Origin of the sequence: Streptomyces noursei (genome assembly GCF_001646665.1) — a bacterium.
GTDB classification, from domain to species: domain Bacteria; phylum Actinomycetota; class Actinomycetes; order Streptomycetales; family Streptomycetaceae; genus Streptomyces; species Streptomyces lavendulocolor.
On record NZ_LWBU01000384.1, the window covers coordinates 227,310 to 245,090 of the forward strand.

General features: G+C 76.4%; 14 protein-coding genes. 9 read left to right on the forward strand and 5 right to left on the reverse strand.

Annotated elements, in window-relative coordinates:
- Positions 1-63 precede the first annotated feature (63 nt).
- The 6 genes from A4V12_RS31640 to A4V12_RS31670 all read left to right on the forward strand — a co-directional run bounded on the left by A4V12_RS31640 (position 64) and on the right by A4V12_RS31670 (position 12,719).
- Positions 64-1,482, forward strand: coding sequence for a hypothetical protein (locus A4V12_RS31640; RefSeq protein ID WP_064072894.1), 1,419 nt, complete (start codon positions 64-66; stop codon positions 1,480-1,482).
- Positions 1,483-1,709: 227 nt separating this feature from the next.
- Positions 1,710-5,069, forward strand: coding sequence for a non-ribosomal peptide synthetase (locus tag A4V12_RS31650; RefSeq protein ID WP_064072896.1), 3,360 nt, complete (start codon positions 1,710-1,712; stop codon positions 5,067-5,069).
- Positions 5,069-7,006, forward strand: a complete 1,938-nt coding sequence (locus A4V12_RS31655) for a non-ribosomal peptide synthetase (protein ID WP_064072897.1) — start codon at positions 5,069-5,071, stop codon at positions 7,004-7,006. Before A4V12_RS31650 ends, A4V12_RS31655 begins: the two co-directional genes overlap by 1 nt.
- Before the next feature lies 1 nt (position 7,007).
- The gene (locus tag A4V12_RS31660) at positions 7,008-8,888 is read left to right on the forward strand and encodes a non-ribosomal peptide synthetase (RefSeq protein WP_064072941.1); all 1,881 of its coding nucleotides are present in this window, start codon (positions 7,008-7,010) and stop codon (positions 8,886-8,888) included.
- A complete protein-coding gene (locus tag A4V12_RS31665; protein WP_234372408.1) occupies positions 8,878-11,967 on the forward strand; it encodes a condensation domain-containing protein in 3,090 nt (1,029 codons plus the stop codon). The genes A4V12_RS31660 and A4V12_RS31665 overlap by 11 nt, the downstream gene beginning before the upstream one ends.
- 275 nt (positions 11,968-12,242) lie before the next feature.
- Positions 12,243-12,719 carry an ATP-binding protein gene (locus A4V12_RS31670; RefSeq protein WP_064072898.1) on the forward strand — a complete coding sequence of 159 codons (477 nt, stop codon included), beginning with the start codon at positions 12,243-12,245 and terminating at the stop codon, positions 12,717-12,719.
- Positions 12,720-12,911: 192 nt separating this feature from the next.
- Here the strand turns inward: A4V12_RS31670 and A4V12_RS31675 are convergent, their stop codons facing one another.
- Positions 12,912-13,169: a hypothetical protein gene (locus A4V12_RS31675; protein ID WP_064072899.1), complete on the reverse strand. Its 258-nt coding sequence runs from the start codon at positions 13,167-13,169 to the stop codon at positions 12,912-12,914.
- Positions 13,170-13,310: 141 nt separating this feature from the next.
- Between A4V12_RS31675 and A4V12_RS31680 the strand changes: the two genes are divergently transcribed.
- On the forward strand, positions 13,311-13,757 hold the full coding sequence (locus A4V12_RS31680; RefSeq protein ID WP_064072900.1) for a hypothetical protein: 447 nt from the start codon (positions 13,311-13,313) through the stop codon (positions 13,755-13,757).
- 12 nt (positions 13,758-13,769) lie between these two features.
- Here the strand turns inward: A4V12_RS31680 and A4V12_RS31685 are convergent, their stop codons facing one another.
- The 4 genes from A4V12_RS31685 to A4V12_RS31700 all read right to left on the reverse strand — a co-directional run bounded on the left by A4V12_RS31685 (position 13,770) and on the right by A4V12_RS31700 (position 16,171).
- Positions 13,770-14,192, reverse strand: coding sequence for a hypothetical protein (locus A4V12_RS31685; RefSeq protein ID WP_064072901.1), 423 nt, complete (start codon positions 14,190-14,192; stop codon positions 13,770-13,772).
- A gap of 58 nt (positions 14,193-14,250) precedes the next feature.
- Positions 14,251-14,637, reverse strand: a complete 387-nt coding sequence (locus A4V12_RS31690) for a VOC family protein (protein WP_064072902.1) — start codon at positions 14,635-14,637, stop codon at positions 14,251-14,253.
- Positions 14,634-14,927, reverse strand: coding sequence for an ArsR/SmtB family transcription factor (locus A4V12_RS31695; protein WP_064072903.1), 294 nt, complete (start codon positions 14,925-14,927; stop codon positions 14,634-14,636). The genes A4V12_RS31690 and A4V12_RS31695 overlap by 4 nt, the downstream gene beginning before the upstream one ends.
- 233 nt (positions 14,928-15,160) lie before the next feature.
- The gene (locus tag A4V12_RS31700; protein ID WP_064072904.1) at positions 15,161-16,171 is read right to left on the reverse strand and encodes a ketopantoate reductase family protein; all 1,011 of its coding nucleotides are present in this window, start codon (positions 16,169-16,171) and stop codon (positions 15,161-15,163) included.
- A 136-nt stretch (positions 16,172-16,307) separates the two neighbouring features.
- On the opposite strand from A4V12_RS31700, the gene A4V12_RS31705 reads away from it, so the two are divergent.
- Both A4V12_RS31705 and A4V12_RS31710 read left to right on the forward strand, forming a co-directional pair.
- Complete coding sequence (locus A4V12_RS31705) at positions 16,308-16,952, forward strand: methyltransferase domain-containing protein (protein WP_079137520.1); 645 nt, start codon at positions 16,308-16,310, stop codon at positions 16,950-16,952.
- A gap of 133 nt (positions 16,953-17,085) precedes the next feature.
- Positions 17,086-17,454, forward strand: coding sequence for a YbjQ family protein (locus A4V12_RS31710; protein WP_064072905.1), 369 nt, complete (start codon positions 17,086-17,088; stop codon positions 17,452-17,454).
- Positions 17,455-17,781: the final 327 nt, after the last annotated feature.

The window sequence follows — 17,781 nt, forward strand, 5'->3', positions numbered from 1 at the left end:
CTCACGGCGCCCGGACACCACATCGCGCGGCCACGCCGTCGGCCGGACGACAGAGAGGATCACGTGCTCAGCATCTCGGGCCAGTACCTGGCTCGCTACCGGGGTCTCCCGCCCGACGGGGGCGTCACGCTGCCCGTCACCGGGGCGCAGCGCCGCTTCATCCTGGTGCGCGCCCTCGACCCCACCGGGCGGCCGGACCTCGTCCCGATGTTCTTCGCCTTCCCGCGCGGCACGGTGGACCCCGTGCGCCTCGCCGCCGCGGCCGAGCGCCTCGCCGCCCTCCACCCGGTCCTGCGCGGCAGGCCGGGCGTGGTGCGCGGGACGCCGGTGCTCCGCGTGGAGCGGCCGGACGTGCCCGTCGTACGCGTGCCCCGGGCGCCGGGCGAGGAGGCGGGCACCGCCCTGCGCCGCGCGCTGAGCGCGTGGACCCCCGACGGCCCGCCGCTGCGGCTGTTCCTCATCGACGACGACGGGACGGTGTGCGGCGACGGCAACGGTGACGGTGACGGTGACGGCGGTGCGGCCCCCGGCGCGGGCGCCGGACCGGACGGTGGCGCGGAGGGCGGACCGGGCGGGCCCGCCGCCGAGCGGGAGGTGCTCGCCGTCGTCCTCGACCACGCCGTCTGCGACGGTACGTCACTCGCCCGAATCGTCGAGGAACTCGGCGCCGCCTACGCCGAGGGGCCCGGGGCCGGTGCCCCGGCGCCCGCGGACGTCGACGCCGGCCTGGCCGCCTACCGCGAGGCCGTGCTGCTCCAGCTCGACGCCGAGGACCGGGCGGCCTCGCCCGAGTCCCTGGCCTACTGGGGCGACCGGCTCCGGGCCGTCCGCGACCGGTCCCCCGCACCGCGGCCGGGCGCCCCCGCGGCCGGGGCGCGGCCGAGCGGTTCGGCCCACGCGCTGCTGCCCTCGCCCGCCGGCGGGGTGCCCTTCCCCGAGCTGCTGGACGCCTGCCGCGCGGCCGCGCGCGCCCTGTACGGTCCCGGTCACGTGGTGCCGCTCGGCTACCCGTGGGGCGGCCGGCCCCCCGGTGCCGAGCGGGTGCTGGGCTGCTTCCTCAACACCGTGGTGTTCCCGGCGGCGACCGGGCGGGCCCCCTCCGGGGCCGAAGTGACCGCCGACACCTGGTGGGACGACCTGGACCGGGCCGACGTCCCCTTCGACGCCGTCGTGCACGCGGCCCGGGAGGCCGGATCCGGCTGGTCCGGCCGTCTCGACGGGCTGCTGACCGTCGACGACAGCAGGCAGCGGCCGCCGCTCCGCCTGGCAGGGATCGGGGGACGGGAGGTCCACGTCGACGGCAGACCCGTGCGCGGCCCCTTCGCGGTCTCCGTCACCCAAGGACCGGAACTGCGGCTGCGCATGGTGTGGGACCGCGCCGTACTGGACGACCGCACCGCCCTCGACGCCTTCGACGCACTCGCCGGCGCACTCGGGACGACGACGGAAGCGGCGTCGGCCACCGGCCGACCCCTTACGTGACGCCCGTTCCCCCCGTGGCGCCCGGCTCCTCCGTGACGCCCATGTCCTCCGTGCCACTCACCGTGCCACCCACCGACTCCGCGCGACTCGGCTCCGTGCCACCGACCGACTCCGTGACACCGACCGACCCGGCCGGCCCGCGCGATCCGCGACCGGCCCCGCGCCACGCCCGGACACGACCGTGCCCGGCGCACTCCATCCGACCCGACGAACCCCAGGGATCGCCCATGCTTCCGCTCTCCTCCTCGCAGGAGATCGTCTGGCTGCACGAACAGGTGCAGCCGGGCAGCCGTGCCTACAACTTCACCGCGGCCCTCGACCTGTGGGGCCCGCTCGACCGCGACGCCCTCCGCCACGGTCTCGCCGCCACGCTCGACCGGCACGCGGGCCTCCGCCTGGAACTGGTCGCCGTCACCGGCGCCATGCCCGGCCAGCGGGTCGCCGACCACTGCGAGCCCCGGCTGCGCACGGTCGACCTGAGCACCGCGACGGACCCCGAGGCCGCCTTCCAGGAGCTGCTGCGTACGGAGGCGGAGACCCCGCTCGACACGTACGAGGCGCCCCTGCTCCGCTGGACGCTGGTACGGCTCGCGGACGACCACCACCGGCTCGTCCACGTCGAGCACCATCTGATCCACGACGGCCACTCGTTCGCGATCCTGCTCGACGACGTGTTCACCGTCTACCGCGCCCACGTCCTCGGTGAGCCCGCCGCGCTGCCGCCGGCGCCCTCGTACGCCGACCACGTCGCCGCCCAGGCGCACGGCGCGCGGGAGGAGGCACGGCGTGCCGGGCTGGAGTTCTGGACCGTCGAACTGAGCGGCCTCTCCTACGACCTGCCGCTGCCCGGTCTGTCCCGTCCCGGCGCCCGGCGCCGCCACCACGGCGGACAGATGCGCCAGACGATCGGCGCGGACCTGGCGGAACGCCTGCGCGACCACGCGCGGGAGCGCGGCCTGACGCCGTTCTCCACCCTCCTCGGCCTCTTCGCCGAACTCCTGCGCCGGCACAGCGGCCGTTCACAGCTGGTCGTCGGCACCGCGGTCGGCAACCGGCCCCGCGGGCACGAGCAGACGGTCGGCATGTTCGTCAACACCATCCCCCTCCCGCTGCGTCCGGAGCCTGCCGCACCGGCCGAGGAGACGATGGACGAGGTGACCGACGTCCTCATCCGCGCGCTGCCGCACCAGGACGTGCCGGTCCAGGAACTGACCCGGTCCCTCGGCCTGCACACGTCGGGCGCCGACAACCCGCTGTTCGACGTGATGTTCAGCGCCCACGACGCCGAGCTGCCCCGGATCGACGTCCCCGACCTGGACGTCACCCTGTTCGAGGGCTTCAACACCGGTACGACCAGGTTCGACCTGGACGTGGTGCTGCTGCCCGACGACCGCCGCGGGGTCGGCCCCCGGCACGGCGCCGCCGGCATGATCCTGGTGTGGGACTACGACGCCGACATGTTCGGCGAGGACGTGGTGCGGCTGCTCGCCGGCCGGTTCCAGGACCTCCTGCGCGCCTACCTCGACGCGCCGGGCACCGCCCTGGCCGACCTGGCGCCGGTACGCCCGGAGGCCGGCCGCACCGCTGACGCACCGGCCACCGCAGCGGCCCCGCACGACGCCACCGCCTCCGCCGCACCGGCCGCCGCCATTGCACCGGCCACCGCACCGGCCGCCACCGCCTCCGTCCCCGCCGGGCCGGCCCCCGCCGCCGGACGGCCCGCCGGACCGGACCCGCTCGACGCCCTCACCGCGCACGACGCGTCCCTCCCGGCCATGCTGATCGGCGCCCGCAGGCTCACCTACGGGGACCTGGAGGACCGGGTCGCCACCCTCGCCGAGCGCCTGCTGGCCGCCGGGGTGACCGCCGGCCGGCCGGTGGCCGCCGTCCTCCCGCGCGGCGTCGACGCGATCGTCGCGCTGCTCGCCTGCCTGCGCACCGGCGCGGTCCACTGCCCGCTCTCGCCGTCGGACCCGCCCGCCCGGCTGGAGCTGCTGCTGGGCCGGCTGCGCCCGGCCCTGGTCCTCACCTCGGCCGAGCACCCCGTCACGGTCCCCGACGGCCTGCCGAGCGCCCCGATCGACGCACCCGAGCTGCCGCAGGCGCACGCCGCCGACGCCGTCCCGGGCGCCGCGTACGTCATCCACACCTCCGGGTCGACCGGTACGCCCAAGCCCGTCGCGGTCGGCCGCGCGGCGCTCGCGAACCATCTGACCGGCGTGGCCGACAGGTTCGGGCTGCGCCACGGCGACCGGGTCCTGCTGTTCGCCCAGCCGTCGTTCGACGTCGCGCTGGAGGAGGTGCTGCCGTCGCTGTACGCGGGGGCGTGCCTCGTCGTGCCCGAGCGCGAGGTACCCACGGGCACCGAGCTGGCCGAGCTGCTGGCGCAGGCCCGCGTCACCGTGGCCAACCTCCCCACCAGCTACTTCCTCGCCACCCGGGACGAGCTGCGGCCCGTCCTGCGGGACGGCGGCTGGTCGCCGCGGCTGCTGGTGCTCGGCGGCGAACGCCTCCCGGCGGACGTCCTGCGCGACTTCATGGCGGACACCGACGCGACGGTGCTCAACGCCTACGGCGTCACCGAGGCCGCCGTCACCTCCACCGTCCACGCCCTCACCCCGGAGGACCTCGCCGACGGGGCGGAGATCCCGCTCGGGACCGAGCTGCCCGGCGAGCGGGTCCACGTCCTGGACGAGCACCACCGCCCCCTGCCGGACGGCGCGGTGGGCGAACTCGCGATCGCCGGAGCCGGACTCGCCGAGGGGTACGTCGGCAACCCGGAGGCGACGGCCGCCCGTTTCGTCCACCCCGAGGCACTGGGCGGTGAACGGGTCTACCTCACCGGCGACCTGGGCTACCGGGGCCTGGACGGGCTGCTGTACTTCCTCGGCCGCCGGGACAACCAGGTCAAGCTGCGCGGTTACCGCATCGAGCTGGAGGAGGTCGAGGCGGCCGCCTCCGCCGCGCTCGGCGGCCGGTCCTGCGCCGTCGTGCTGGACCGGTCGGCGAACGGCGGCCCCCGGCTGGTCGGCTTCCTGGAGTGCCCCGACCAGGGCGACGCGTGGGACGAGCGGGCGCTGCACGCGGAACTCGGCCGCAGGCTCCCGGCCGCCCTCGTCCCGGGGCGCTGGGTGCGCCTCGACGCGATGCCCACCCTGGCGGGCGGCAAGCCGGACCGGACGGCGCTCGCCCGGAAGGCTGCGGAGCTCGGTGCGGCCGGCGCGGCGCTCCCGCCCGGCGACGCCGGTGCCCCGTCCGGCAGCGGTGACACGGCCGCGGGGAACGGCGAGCGCCGCGCCGGTGCGGCGGCTCCCGCCGACCCGATGACCGAACTGCTCACCGCGGGCTGGCGCGAGGTCCTGGAGCACGACCGCTTCGACCCGTCCACCGACTTCTTCCGGGCCGGCGGCCACTCCCTGCTCGCCGCGCGGCTGGCGGCCTGGCTGGAGCCCCGGCTCGGACACCGTCCGCCGATGCGGCTCTTCTTCCGCAACCCGGTGCTCGCCGACCAGGCCGGGGCGCTCGCCGCCACCGCCGCCACCGGTACGGCCGTCACCGCCACCGCCACCACTTCGACGGAGTCCTGATGATCCAGCCGACAGCCTCCCTCCCCGCCGCCGGGCCGGTGACCGGCGACGCCGCGCTCACCGGAGCGCCCAGCGTCGCCCACGGCCCCGCGCTCCCCGACGACGCCACGACCGGGGTGCTCGACCTCTTCGAGTCCTGGGTGCGCCGCACCCCGCAGGCGCCCGCGGTGACCGACGGCGGCCACACCTGGACCTACCGGCAGCTCGACGCCGCCGCCGACGAGGTCGTGAACGCCCTGCGCGACCGCGTGCGGCCCGGCGAGCTGGTCGGGGTCTGCCTGGACCGCTCCGCCGCACTGGTCGTGACGGCCGTGGCGCTGGCCCGGCTGGGCGCGGTGTACCTGCCGCTGGGGCCGCGCCCCGGCGAGCGGCGGATCGGCGCCGTCACCGAGGACCTGGACGTCGCCTGCCTGATCGGCGACCCGGAACTGCTCCCTCCCGCGCACCGGGCGGCCGAGCACATCGCGCTCGCCCTGCCGGGCGAGGGCGCCAACGCGGCCGGCACGGTGGTGGCGGCCTTCGCCGCGCCGCCGCGTCCCGGCGCGCTCCGGGCACCGCGTGAGGCGTTCTACGCCGTGCTGACGTCCGGCTCCACGGGCCGGCCCAAGGCGGTCGTCGTCGGAGAGCCGTCGCTCGGCGCGCTCCTCGACTGGTACCGCGCCGAGACCGGCCTCGCGCCCGGCGACCGGCAGTCCCTGCTCATCGGCGTCGCGTTCGACCCGCATCTGCTGGAGCTGTGGGCCGGGCTGACGTCGGGGGCGGCGCTCGTCCCCGCCCCCGACGCCGTCCGCTGGGACACCGACCTGCTCGTCTCCTGGTGGCGCGAGGCCGCCGTGACCGTGGGCGTCGCCGCCACGCCCATGGTGGAGCCGCTGCTGGAACAGCCCTGGCCGCAGGGTCTGGCGCTGCGTCACCTCGTCGTCGGCGGCGACCGGATGCGCCGCCGCCCGGGCCCGGACGTGACCGCGACGGTCCACAACGCCTACGGTCCCGCCGAGGCCACCGTCGTCACCACCACCCACGCCATGCGCGCCGCGGACGCGGCGGCGGACGGCACGGGTGCCCCGCCGATCGGCGTCCCCATACCGGGCGTGACCGTCGTCGTCACCGGCGCCGACGGCCACCCCGTGCCCCGGGGCGAGGAGGGCGAACTCCGCGTCGAGGGCACCGCCCTGGCCCTCGGATACCTGGACCCCGAGCTGACCGCGGCCCGCTTCACCGCGCCCGCGCCGGGCCCGGGCCTGCCGGGGGTGAGCCGGCTGTACCGCACCGGCGACCGGGTCCGGATGCGGCAGGACGGCCTGCTGGAGTTCCTCGGCCGTCTCGACGACCAGGTGAAGATCAGCGGCGTACGCATCGAGCCCGCCGAGGTCGAGGCCGCGCTGGAGAAGGACCCGGCCGTGCGGGGAGCCGTCGTGACCGCGCCCCGCACGCCCGACGGCCGGACGCGCCTGGTGGCGTACGTGCGCCCCGCGGCGGGCGCCACGACCACCGGCGAGGCGTTGCTGACGGCGGTACGGGACTGGCTGCCCGAACAGGCCGTGCCCGCGGCCGTGCGGATCGTCGACTCCTTCCCGCTGGACGCCAACGGCAAGGTGGACCGGGCGGCGCTGACGCGCGACGCGGCGGCCCCGGACGGGACCGGCGCCCCGGACGCCGGCGCGGCGGGCGCGGACGCTCCGGCCCCGGCCACGCCCGGCGAGCGGATCGTCCTCGACGCCGTGCGCGACCTCCTGGCCCGGCCCGCGACCGCGCTCACCGACAACTTCACCAAGGCCGGCGGCACGTCCATCGTCGCCGCCCGGCTGCTGACCGTCATCGAGAAGGAGTGCGGCGTACGCCTGCGTGCGCCCGAGCTCCTGCGCCAGCCGGACCTGCGGGCCGTCGCCGCCCTCGTCGACCGCCGCCGTGCCGCGGCGCGCGGAACGGGGGCCTGAGATGACCGTCCTCGTACCCCGCACCGACGACACACCGGAGGCGGAAGCCGTGCCGACATCCCCCGCCCGGGCCGTACCCGCCGGTCCCCGGCCGCCGTTCGCCGCCGGGCTGCCCGCCCTGGTGGCGTGGCACGCCGCGCGCGACCCGCACGCCCTGGCCGTGGCCGACGGCGACACCACGCTCACCTACGAGCGGCTCGTCTCCTGGGCCCGGTCCCTCGCCTCGCACCTGCACGAGCACGGGGTCCGGCCGGGTGACCGGGTGGCGCTGCTCATGCCGCGCTCGGCGCGCACCGTCGTCGCGCAGCTGGCCCTGTGGTGGGCGGGCGCCACGTGCGTACCGCTGGATCCGGCGCACCCCCGCCCGCGCTCGGAGGCGATGGCGGCCGACGCCGGGGTGACGCTGACCGTCGGCGACGACAAGCTCCTCGAGTCGGTGGCCCTCACCGGCCCCACGCTCGCTCTCCCGGCCGAGGAGCCGCTGTCCGGGACCCGGGCGCCGGCTCCCGAACCGGGCCCCGACGCGCTGGCGTTCATCATGTTCACCTCCGGCTCGACCGGGCGGCCGAAGGGCGTCTGCGTACCGCACCGGGCCGTCGCCGAGCTGCTGTCGGAGCCGGCGTACGTCACCCTCACCCCCCGCGACCGGGTGCTCTTCCACTCCCCCGCGACCTTCGACGCCTCGACGTTCGAGGTGTGGGGAGCCCTCGCCAACGGCGCGGCCGTGGTGGTGTGCACCGTCGAGAAGCCCTCGTTCGAGGACCTCGCCCAGCACGTGGAACGCCACGGCGCGACCGTCGCGTTCTTCACCACCGCCCTCTTCCACCAGCTCGCCGCCCGCCGGTCGCGGGTGTTCTCCCTGCTCCGTACGGTCGTGGTGGGCGGCGAGGCGCTGTCGGCGGAGCACGCGGGGCGGGTCCTGCGCGCGTTCCCCTGGCTGGAGCTGGTCAACGGCTACGGCCCCACGGAGACCACCACCTTCGCCACCGCCCACCGGGTCACCGCCGCGGACTGCGACGGGCACGTGCCGATCGGCCGGCCCGTCGCGGGCGCGACCGCGCACGTCCTGGACGACACCGGCCGGCCGGTCCCGGACGGCGGGCGCGGCGAACTGTGGATCGGTGGCAGCCGACTGGCGCTCGGCTACGCGGGCCTGCCCGCGCTGACCGCCGAGCGCTTCGTCGACCGCCCCGGCCTCGGCCGGGTGTACCGCACCGGTGACATCGTCTCCGTACGCCCGGACGGAAACCTCGACTTCCACGGCCGGACCGACGACCAGGTGAAGGTACGCGGCTTCCGCATCGAACCGGGAGAGGTCGAGCACGCCCTGCGCCGGCAGCCCGACGTGGAGGACGCGGCCGTCACCGTGCACCGGCCCTCGCCGGACGACGCCCGGCTCGTCGCGTTCGTCGTGGCGGCGCCCGGCCCGGTGCCCCGGCCCGGCGCGCTGCGCGAGCGGCTCGCCGCGACCCTGCCCGCGCACCTGGTCCCCGACGAGGTGACGGTCGTCGGCCGGCTGCCGCTGACGGCCTCGGGCAAGGTCGACCGGCGCGCCCTCGCCGATCTCGCCCCCGGCGGGACCGCCGCGCTCCCGGCCGCGCCGCTGACGCCGTTGCAGCAGGCGGTCGCGGACATCTGGAGCCGCTCCCTGGGCCGCGAGGTCACCCGGCCCGACGCCGACTTCCTCGCGCTGGGCGGGCACTCCCTGCTCGCGCTCGTCGTCACCGACGACCTGCGCGAGGAGCTGGGCGTCGACGTGGCGCTCGCCGACTTCTTCGCCGCCCCCACGGTGGCCGGGCAGGCCGCCCTGGTCGAGCGGGCCCTGCTCGACGCCCACAGCGACCTGCGCCCGAGCGCCCAGGAGGACCCCGATGGCCAGTGACACCCCTGCGGCCGGCGACACGGCGACACCCGGCGGCGGCATGCTGCCGGCGGTCGGCACACCGGAGCCCGCCGGCGGCTCGTCGACCCCCGGCGGCACACCGGCGGCCGGGTCCTCGGCCGCCCTCCAGGAGGAGCTGCTGCGCCGCGCGCGTGCCCGTGGCGCGGGCCGGCCCACCGCGCCGGCCACGGGCGCCCGGACGGACGGCGGCCCGGCACCGCTGTCCCACGCCCAGCGCCGTATGTGGCTGATGGACCGGCTCGGGCACGGCGACGCCTCCTACAGCGTGCCGTTCGCCACCCGGCTGCGCGGCCCGCTGGACGTCGAAGCGCTGGGCACCGCCCTGACCGCGCTCGTCCGGCGTCACGAGATCCTGCGGACGCGGTACGGGCAGCGGGAGGGCGAACCCTTCCAGGAGGCCCTGCCCGCACCCGGCCCGATCGGGGCGCGGGTGGTGGACGCGGACCCCGAGCGCGCCCGGGACCTGCTGGTCGAGGAGGCGCGCCGGCCGTTCGACCTGTCCGCCGGCCCCCTGCCCCGGCTGCTGGTGCTGCGGCACGGGCCGGAGGACCACACGGTGCTGCTGACCTTCCACCACATCGCCGTCGACGGCGCCTCCCTGGAGGTCGTCGCGCGTGACCTGACCCGGCTCTACACGGCCGCACTCGGCGGTACGGAACCGGAGCCGGTCCCCGCTCCGCCCCGCTACGCGGACTTCGCCCGCCACGAGCACGCGTCGGCCGACCGGTTCGAGGAGGGGCTGCGCCACTGGACCGCCCGCCTGGAGGGGGCCGTGCCGCCGGCGCTGCCCCGCCCGGTGCGGCCGCCCGCCGACGTGGCCGCACGGCCCGCCGGCGTCCGCACCCTGCCGCTCGCCCCGCACGTCCCGGGTGCGCTGCGCGCACTGGGCGCCGCGCACCGGGCCACCCTGTTCACGGTCGCCCTGGCCGCGTCCTTCGCGGCCCTGCACCGCCTCACCGGCGAGGACGACCTGCTCATCGGTGTCGCCGGCACCCACCGCAGGGGTACGGACATGCGGGAGCTGGTGGGCCTGTGCGTCAACACCCTTCCGGTGCGGGTCGACGCGTCCGGGGACCCGGCGTTCACCGTGCTCCTGGAGCGGGTGCGGGACGCGCTGCTGGAGGCCCAGAGCCACCGGGACGTGCCGTTCGACCTCGTGGTGGAACGGCTGGGTGCCGCGGCCCGTGCCGCCGACGGGACGGCGCTGGTGCGGGTGACCGCCGACGTGGTGGCGGAGCCCACGGTATTGCGGCTGCCCGGCACGGAGGGCACGTACGTGGACGTGGGCGTCGGCGAGGCCAAGTTCGACCTGTCGTTCGGCCTGCTCGACACGGAGGGCCCCGCCGCGCTCGTCCAATACGGCCGCGCCGCGCTGGACGAGCCGGCGGCCGCCGCGCTGGCCGACGGCTACGCGGCCCTGCTCACCGCCGTCGCCGCCGATCCGGGGCTGCGGCTGTCCCGGCTGCCCGCTACGGCCCCGGAGCACGGCCCCGGGCGCCCGGGCGCCGGGACCGCGGCCGGCCGCCCGGACGGCACGGACTCCGCCGACGGCGGAGGGGGCACGGACGGTACGGACGGCCCGGACGCGCATCCGGCGCAGGCGCTGCTGCGGGCGCACCCCGAGGTCGCCGACGCCGTCGTCGTCGAGCCGGCCGGCGGACCGCTGCTGGCCTACGCCGTGCCGCGGCGCATCGGTGGCCCCTCCCGCGCCGAACTGCGCTCCTACCTGCGGGCGTCGCTGCCGGCGGCGTCGGTGCCCGTCACCGTGACCCCGCTGGACGCCGTGCCCCGGACGCCCCAGGGGGCGCCGGACGTCGCGCGGCTGCCCGGGATGCCGTCCGTCCCGGCTCCGGCCGGGCCGCGCGCGGAAGCGGTGACCGAGGCGTTCGCGGCGGTGCTGGGCTGTCCGCCGCCCGGGCCGGACGACGACTTCTTCGTCCTGGGCGGGCACTCGCTCGCCGCGGTCCGGCTCGCGGAACGTCTGCGCGGTGCGCTGCGGCTGCCGCTGACCGGCCTGGACGTCCTGCAGGCCCGTACCCCCCGGGCGGTCGTCGCCCTCCTGGACGGGCGCGCGGAGGAGCGCGCCGCCGCCGCTGCCGTGCCCGCGCGCCGGGCGCGTCTGCGCGGTACGCGGGAGGGGACGGTCCTGGTCACCGGTGGCACCGGTGGGGTCGGGGCGTTCGTCCTGCGGGAGCTCGCCGCGCGCGGGCGTCCCGTGCTGGCCCTCGCCCGGCCGGAGTCCGCGCACCTGGTGGCCGGGGACGGGGTGGACGTCGTCGAGGGCGACCTCGCCGATCCGGACGGCCTGGCCGCGGCGGTCGCGCGTGCCGACGCGGTGGTCCACGCGGCGTGCACGTTCACCCGCCCCGAGGTGGACGTGGCCGCCATGGAGGCGATGGTCCGGGCCTGGGAACGCGGTCCGTTCGTCTTCGTCAGCAGCGTCGACGCCTACGGGCACCCCGCCGAGGACCTGGTGGAGGAGGAGTCCCCGTCGCGGCAGCCGCTGAGCCCCTACGGCCGGGCCAAGCTGGACTGCGAGCGGCTGCTGCTCGACGCGGCCGGCACCGGAGGGCGCGGAGGTGCGAGCGCCGTACGCTCCCCGCTGGTGTGGGGCCCGCACGACCGGCTCCGCGACCAGCTGCGCTGGGGTGCCACGGGGGTGCTCTACCAGGCGGTACGGGAGGGACGGCCGGTCACCCTGCCGGCGCCGGGCTCCCACGGCCACGCCTGGTACGGCGCGCCGTGGGTGCACGCGGCGGCGCTGGCCCGCGCGGTGACGTCCTGCCTGGACGCGCCCGTGCACGGGGTGGCGAACGCCGTGGGGGGCCACGTCTCGTGGCGGGACCTCACCACGCACCTGGCCGGGCTGCTGCACGCCGGTGACCCGGAGGCGCGGGACGGTGTCGTCCGGGCGATCCGCGAGACGGACGAGGTCCATCCCGACCTCGACCATCACTGGCGCTACCGCGCCGAGCGCCTCGCCCCGGCCCTGCGGGAGCACCCGGACGAGGACTGGCGCACCGTCCTGCGCGCCATGGTCGCCCCGTCCGGCTCCTGAGCCCGGCCGCCTCTCCCGCTCGGCTCCCCTGCCCGCCCCGCCCGCGCTGCCCGTCCTGGGCGGGGCGGGCGGGGCCGGCTGCTCCCGTGGCGGAGCGGGTGTTCCCACGGCGGGCCTGTGCGGACGCGGTGAGATGCCACCGGCGCTGGACGCGCGGCGTTCCGGACCGCCTGGGCGCAGGCCGTCCGAACGGCCGTCGACCGGAGTCCTGACGTCATGGGTGTGTGGCGTGAATTCGCGGGTAGTCGCGCCCCATGAGCGCACGGGGGTACCGCATGGCGGATGCACACGACGAGGCGGACCGGGTGTCGGCCGACGACCGGCCGATGACGGCCTCGGCCGTGTACGAAGGCGATTCTTCGTGCATCGGCATGGCGCGGGACTTCGCCCGCGACTTCCTCACCCGCATCCAGGCCGTCCACGGCCTGCCGGTGTCGGAGCGGGCCATGGGCATGGTGCAGCTGGTGGTCAGCGAGCTGGTCACCAACGTCTGCAAGTACGCGCCCGGCCCCTGCCTCCTGGATCTCGAGGTCAGCGGCGGGCTGGTCGTGGTGACCGTGTGGGACAGCGCCCCCGAACTGCCGTTCCCCAGGGCCGCGGACGCGAGCCGGGTCGGCCAGCACGGCATGGAGATCGTCGTCGCCGTCTGCCAGAGCTTCACCATCGAGCGCCAGCCCGTCGGCAAGCGGACCAGGGCCGCCGTGGCGCTGGCGGACGATCCGGGCGGCCACGTCGCCGGCCGCACCGCCTGATCCCGTCCGGCGTCCTGCCCCGGCCAGTCCAGGACCCGCCGCTTCCGGCGAAGCCGTGGGGTTCACCCGTGCGGCCCAGCATGCCGCCCGGCTGCCCGGGCAGACGCGGGATCACGGGCCGGCCCGTCCTGCGGTCCGCCGTGCGGGGCGTACCGCAGTCGAACCCCGAGCCGACTGCGGTACGCCCCGTGTTCAGGTGACGGTGACCCGCAGCACGTACGGCTCACCGGTGCTGATCGCCGCGGCCTGTTCGCGCAGATCGGCGTGGGTGAATTCGAGCAGCGCCCGGTCGGCGGCCCGGCGGAGCCGCGGGAGTATGTCCTCGACGGGCCTGCCACGGTGCGTCTCGGCCAGCTCGGCGAAGACCCGCTGGTAGGGGGCGCCGTACGTACCGGCGCTGTCGGCCAGCAACCGGTCCAGGTGCCGCCTGTCCACTCTGATGTCACCCATGACCCGCTCCCGTACGTGCGGGGGCCCGGCCGTTCCGGACCCTCTCCCACGACGCTACGAGACGGGTCTGACAATGCCGCCGCCATCGGAGCGGGGCGGTTCGGAGGCAACGCTCCGGCGCCGTGGACCGTCCCTGAAGGCGTGATCGATTCTCTGTTCTTCGGTGAACCGGACCAGACCGCCGAGGAGACGGTCCGTCGCGGGCCGCTGCGGCGGCACGTCCTGTGGGTCGTCGGTGTGACCGTCTTCGCGGTGGGCCTGGGCTGGGCGACGGCTCTCTTCCGCCTCGGTCCGGACGAGTACGGGCTGCCACCCGCCGCCCCGGGCTCTGCCTGGCCCTATCTGGCCGTGTGGGGCGTCACGGGCCTGGTGGTCGCCGCGACGCTGAGGGCGACCGCCGCCCGGCTGCCCGTCTACGCTCCCGGGCGCACGGCGACCGTGCTGGTCGCCGTGGGCACCCGGCTCGCCCTGAGCTGGCGCCCCGAGGCTCCGTTGCTGGCCGCGCTGGTCGTGGGGGCGCTCGCCGTGGCCGCCGGCTGGTGCGCCGTCGCGGTGCGGACCCGCTGCCCCGCGGCCCGGCCCCGGTGAGACGGGGCCCGCTCAGCGACGGAAGGCCCACCCGCGGAGCATGTCGCCCGCCTCCTCGCCGATCAGGGGGTCGGCGTCCCCGGTCAGCGCGGCCAGCAGCGTCCCGAGCCGTTCCAGCCCCTCGTCGGACTGGCAGCACACGTTGGTGACCGCGGCGTGCAGGTGGTCGCCGGTGTCGTCGTCCGCGGTCGTGAGCGCGGCGAGCACCAGCCTCAGGCCCGTCTCGTCACCCCGTTCGAGGAGGGCTTCCGCGGTCTCCTGGGTGACCCAGGTGTCCTGCCCGTCGAGCAGCAGCCGCAGCAGGACGGCGGCCACCTCGGCGTCCTGGGCCGTGCCCGCCAGGCGACGACCGGCGTCCGCCCTGACGGACCACGACGCCGAGCAGGCGTCCCGCAGGGCGGAACGCACCGTACTTCCGTGGTCGGGGAGGGTCATGACCGGCCATCCTGCCACGGCCCGCGTGCCGGCCCGCGACCGCCTCCCGCGGGCCGGCCTACTTGCTGTGCACGATCTGGATCAGGTTCCCGCAGGTGTCGTCGAGCACCGCGGTGGTGATGGGGCCCATCTCCAGCGGCTCCTGGGTGAACCGCACGCCGAGCCCGCGCAGCCGCCGGAACTCCGCGTGGACGTCGTCCACGGCGAAGGAGGTGGCCGGGATGCCGTCCTCGACCAGGGCCGTCTTGTACGGCCGCACCGCGGGGTGGCCGGAGGGTTCGAGCAGCAGTTCCGTCCCGTCGGGGTCCTCCGGGGAGACCACGGTCAGCCACCGGTCGTCGCCCATCGGGACGTCGTGCTTCTTCACGAAGCCGAGCACGTCGGTGTAGAAGCGCAGCGCCTTCTCCTGGTCGTCGACGAAGACGCTGGACAGATGGATCCTCATGAGGTCTTCTCCGGTGGGTCGGGCCTGAGCCATCGTGTGACGATGCGCTCCAGGGGTTCGGTGTTCACGTCGTGGAACTTGTAACGGCCCTGACGGCGCGTGACGACCAGGCCCGCCGCCTCGAGGACGGCCAGGTGCTGGCTGATCGCCTGGCGCGACAGCCCCAGCCCGTGCTTCGTCACCAGCCGCGTACATATCTCGAACAGGGTCTGGCCGTCCCGCTCCACCAGCTCGTCGAGGATGCGCCGGCGGGTGGGGTCGGCGAGCGCCTTGAAGACATCCTCCGCCACACCCCCACGATAGGCAAGCAGTCACTTGCCTATCAAGTCGGAGCGATGGCCGGTACGGGGCCGGGGGCCGCGCGGCGGGCGGCGCGGCGGGCTGGCGGGCATGGAGTCCGGCCCGCGACGGGCCAGGGAGGCGAGGAGTCGGGTGGCCTGCCGAGTCGGTCGGTCGAGAGTCGGGCGGTCAATTGCCGGACGGTCGAGGAGTGGGGCGGTAGAGGAGTCGGGCGCTGGAGGAGTCAGTCGGCAGAGGCGCGTGCGGCCGCCTCGTCGGCGAGGGCCGTGAGGTCCTCGATGGACATCGCACCCGGCGGCAGCCCCTTGCGGGCGAAGATGTTCGCGGCGTGGCGCAGTACGTCGTTCACCGGGGTCGGTACGCCGTGCAGCCGCCCGAGCAGCGAGATCTCCCCGTTCAGGTAGTCCGCCTCGATCGAGCCGGTGCCCCGGGCGAGGCTCTGCCAGGACGACCCGCCCCGCACGCCGGGCGGCTGGTCCACCTTGCCGTCGCGGGCCTTCGCCTGTTCCTCGCGGGAGGCGTAGTCGATGCCCGCCGCCGCGAAGACCTCCTCCGCCTCCCGGGTCGCCCGCCCCAGCAGGGCGCCCTTCGCCGGGTGGGGTTCGGGGCCGGCCGTCGCCTGGATCGCGTTGCCCAGGTTGCCGATCAGCTTCGCGTACTTCCACCGCATCACGTCGTCGACGACCGGGGCCTCGAAGCCGGCGGCCTCCAGGTCGGCCGCCACCCGCCCGGCCGGCGCGTCGCTGCCGCCCGCCGCCCGCCCGATGTGCAGGATGCCGGTCAGCGGCGCGCACAGCGCCGAGACCACGCCCGGCCGCAGGAACGTCGACGGCAGCCAGACGCACATCCCGTACGCCCTGGCGAACCTGCGGAGTGCGAGCCGCTCGCTCTCCACGCCGTTCTGCAGGCAGAACACCGGCAGCCGCTGGGCCGCCGTGCCGCCGCCCGCGACCTCCGCGTCGCCCCAGGTGTCGAGGGCGTCGATGGTGTGCTGGGTCTTCACGGCGAGCAGCAGCACGTCGTCGCGCCGCAGCGGGCCCAGTTCGGCCGGTCCGGTCACCACCGGCAGCCGGTGGACGTGGGTGCCGTCGGCGGTGGTGAGCCGCAGGCCGTCCGTCCGCAGGGCTTCCGCGTGGGCGCCCCGGGCGACCAGCACGACCTCTTTGCCGGCCCGGGCCAGGCGCCCGCCGACGGTGGCGCCGACCGCGCCCGCACCGATGATGATGTACCGCATGGCACGAGCCTCGCACACCGTCCGCCGGCACGGCCCCGGGGTACCGGGTTTCGCGGCGTCAGGACCGGGGCCTGGCCCGGTGCCGGCCGTCGGCGATACCGTCGGGCCCCGTCCCGGGTGACACGGAGGAGGCCGAGTGAGCCAGGTGCCACGGTCCGGCGGTGCGTCCGCCGCCGACGTCTTCGACGCGGTGGGTGCCCGCTACGAGGAGGTCTTCGCCGACGTACCGGGGCAACTCGCCGCCCTGGACTGGCTCGTCGGCTGTCTGCCGCCCGGGGCGCGCGTCCTGGACGTGGGAAGTGGTACCGGCCGGCCGGCCGCCGAGAGGCTGGCCGGCGCCGGGCACGCCGTCACGGGGATCGACGTGTCGGCCGGGATGGTCCGGCTGGCCCGCGAGCGTGTCCCGGCCGCGTCGTTCGAGCAGGCCGACGTGCGCACCTACCGGGCGCCGGAGGGCGGGTACGACGCGGTGTGTGCCTTCTTCCCGCTGCTGGTCATGGACCAGCCGGAGGTGGAGCGGTCGCTGAGCAGGATGGCTTCGTGGGTGGCTCCCGGCGGTGCGTTCGCCATGGCGACCGTCCCGGGTGACGTCAGGGGCCTGGACATCGTGTGGATGGGCCACAGGGTCACCGTGAGCAGCCTGGCCACCGAGGACCAGTTGCGGGTGCTGCGGGAGGCGGGGCTGGAGGTCGTCCACCACCACACGGCCCTGTACCGCCCCCACGGGCCCGACGCGGAGCCCGAGCCGCACCTGTACGTCCACGCACGGCGCCCTTGCTGACAGGCGGCCCGCTCACCCCCGTACGCACGTCCCGTGGTGGTCGGCCGAAGCGGCGGTGACTGCCCGTTCGCGCCTTCCGGCGTGCGCGGCCGCGCCGTCCGGGTCAGGGTGGGCGCCAGGAGGAGGTGCGCACGTGGGCATCGAAGACTATGGGGGCGGTCAGTCGCCCGGGGCCGACATCCTGATCGTCACCACGAACGACGTCCCCGGCCACCAGGTCCAGCAGGTGGTCGGTGAGGTCTTCGGGCTCACCGTGCGCTCGCGGCACCTGGGGAGCCAGATCGGGGCCGGGTTGAAGTCGATGATCGGGGGCGAGCTGAAGGGGCTCACCAAGACCCTGGTCGAGACACGCAACCAGGCCATGGAACGGCTGACGGAACAGGCACGCGCGCGTGGCGCCAACGCCGTCCTGGCCTTCCGGTTCGACGTCTCGGAGGCGGCGGACGTGGGCACCGAGGTGTGCGCCTACGGGACGGCCGTCATCGTCACCCCGACCGGCTGACGGCCCGCCGGAGGGCCCGGGGCCCTGGCGCCCGGCCCGTCGTGGGCCGGCCGGTGCCGGACGGCCGGGGCAGGCCCGGCCGTTCGGAAGGCCCCGCTGCCCGGCGCCCGGCGGTGCGACAGCCACGGCACGGGTTGCGGGCGCCTTCGCCCGGAAACCGTGTCCCCGCCGCGCCTCGGCCGGTACGGGCGGCCCCGAGGCCCGCGTACCGGCACCGCAGTGACGGCGGCCCGGCACGGACCCGCACCGGACCGAACCGAACCGACTTCCCCAGGACCGGATTCCGCCCCCGGGGACCTGTACGCGTCTAGGGAGTGTCCGCAAAGT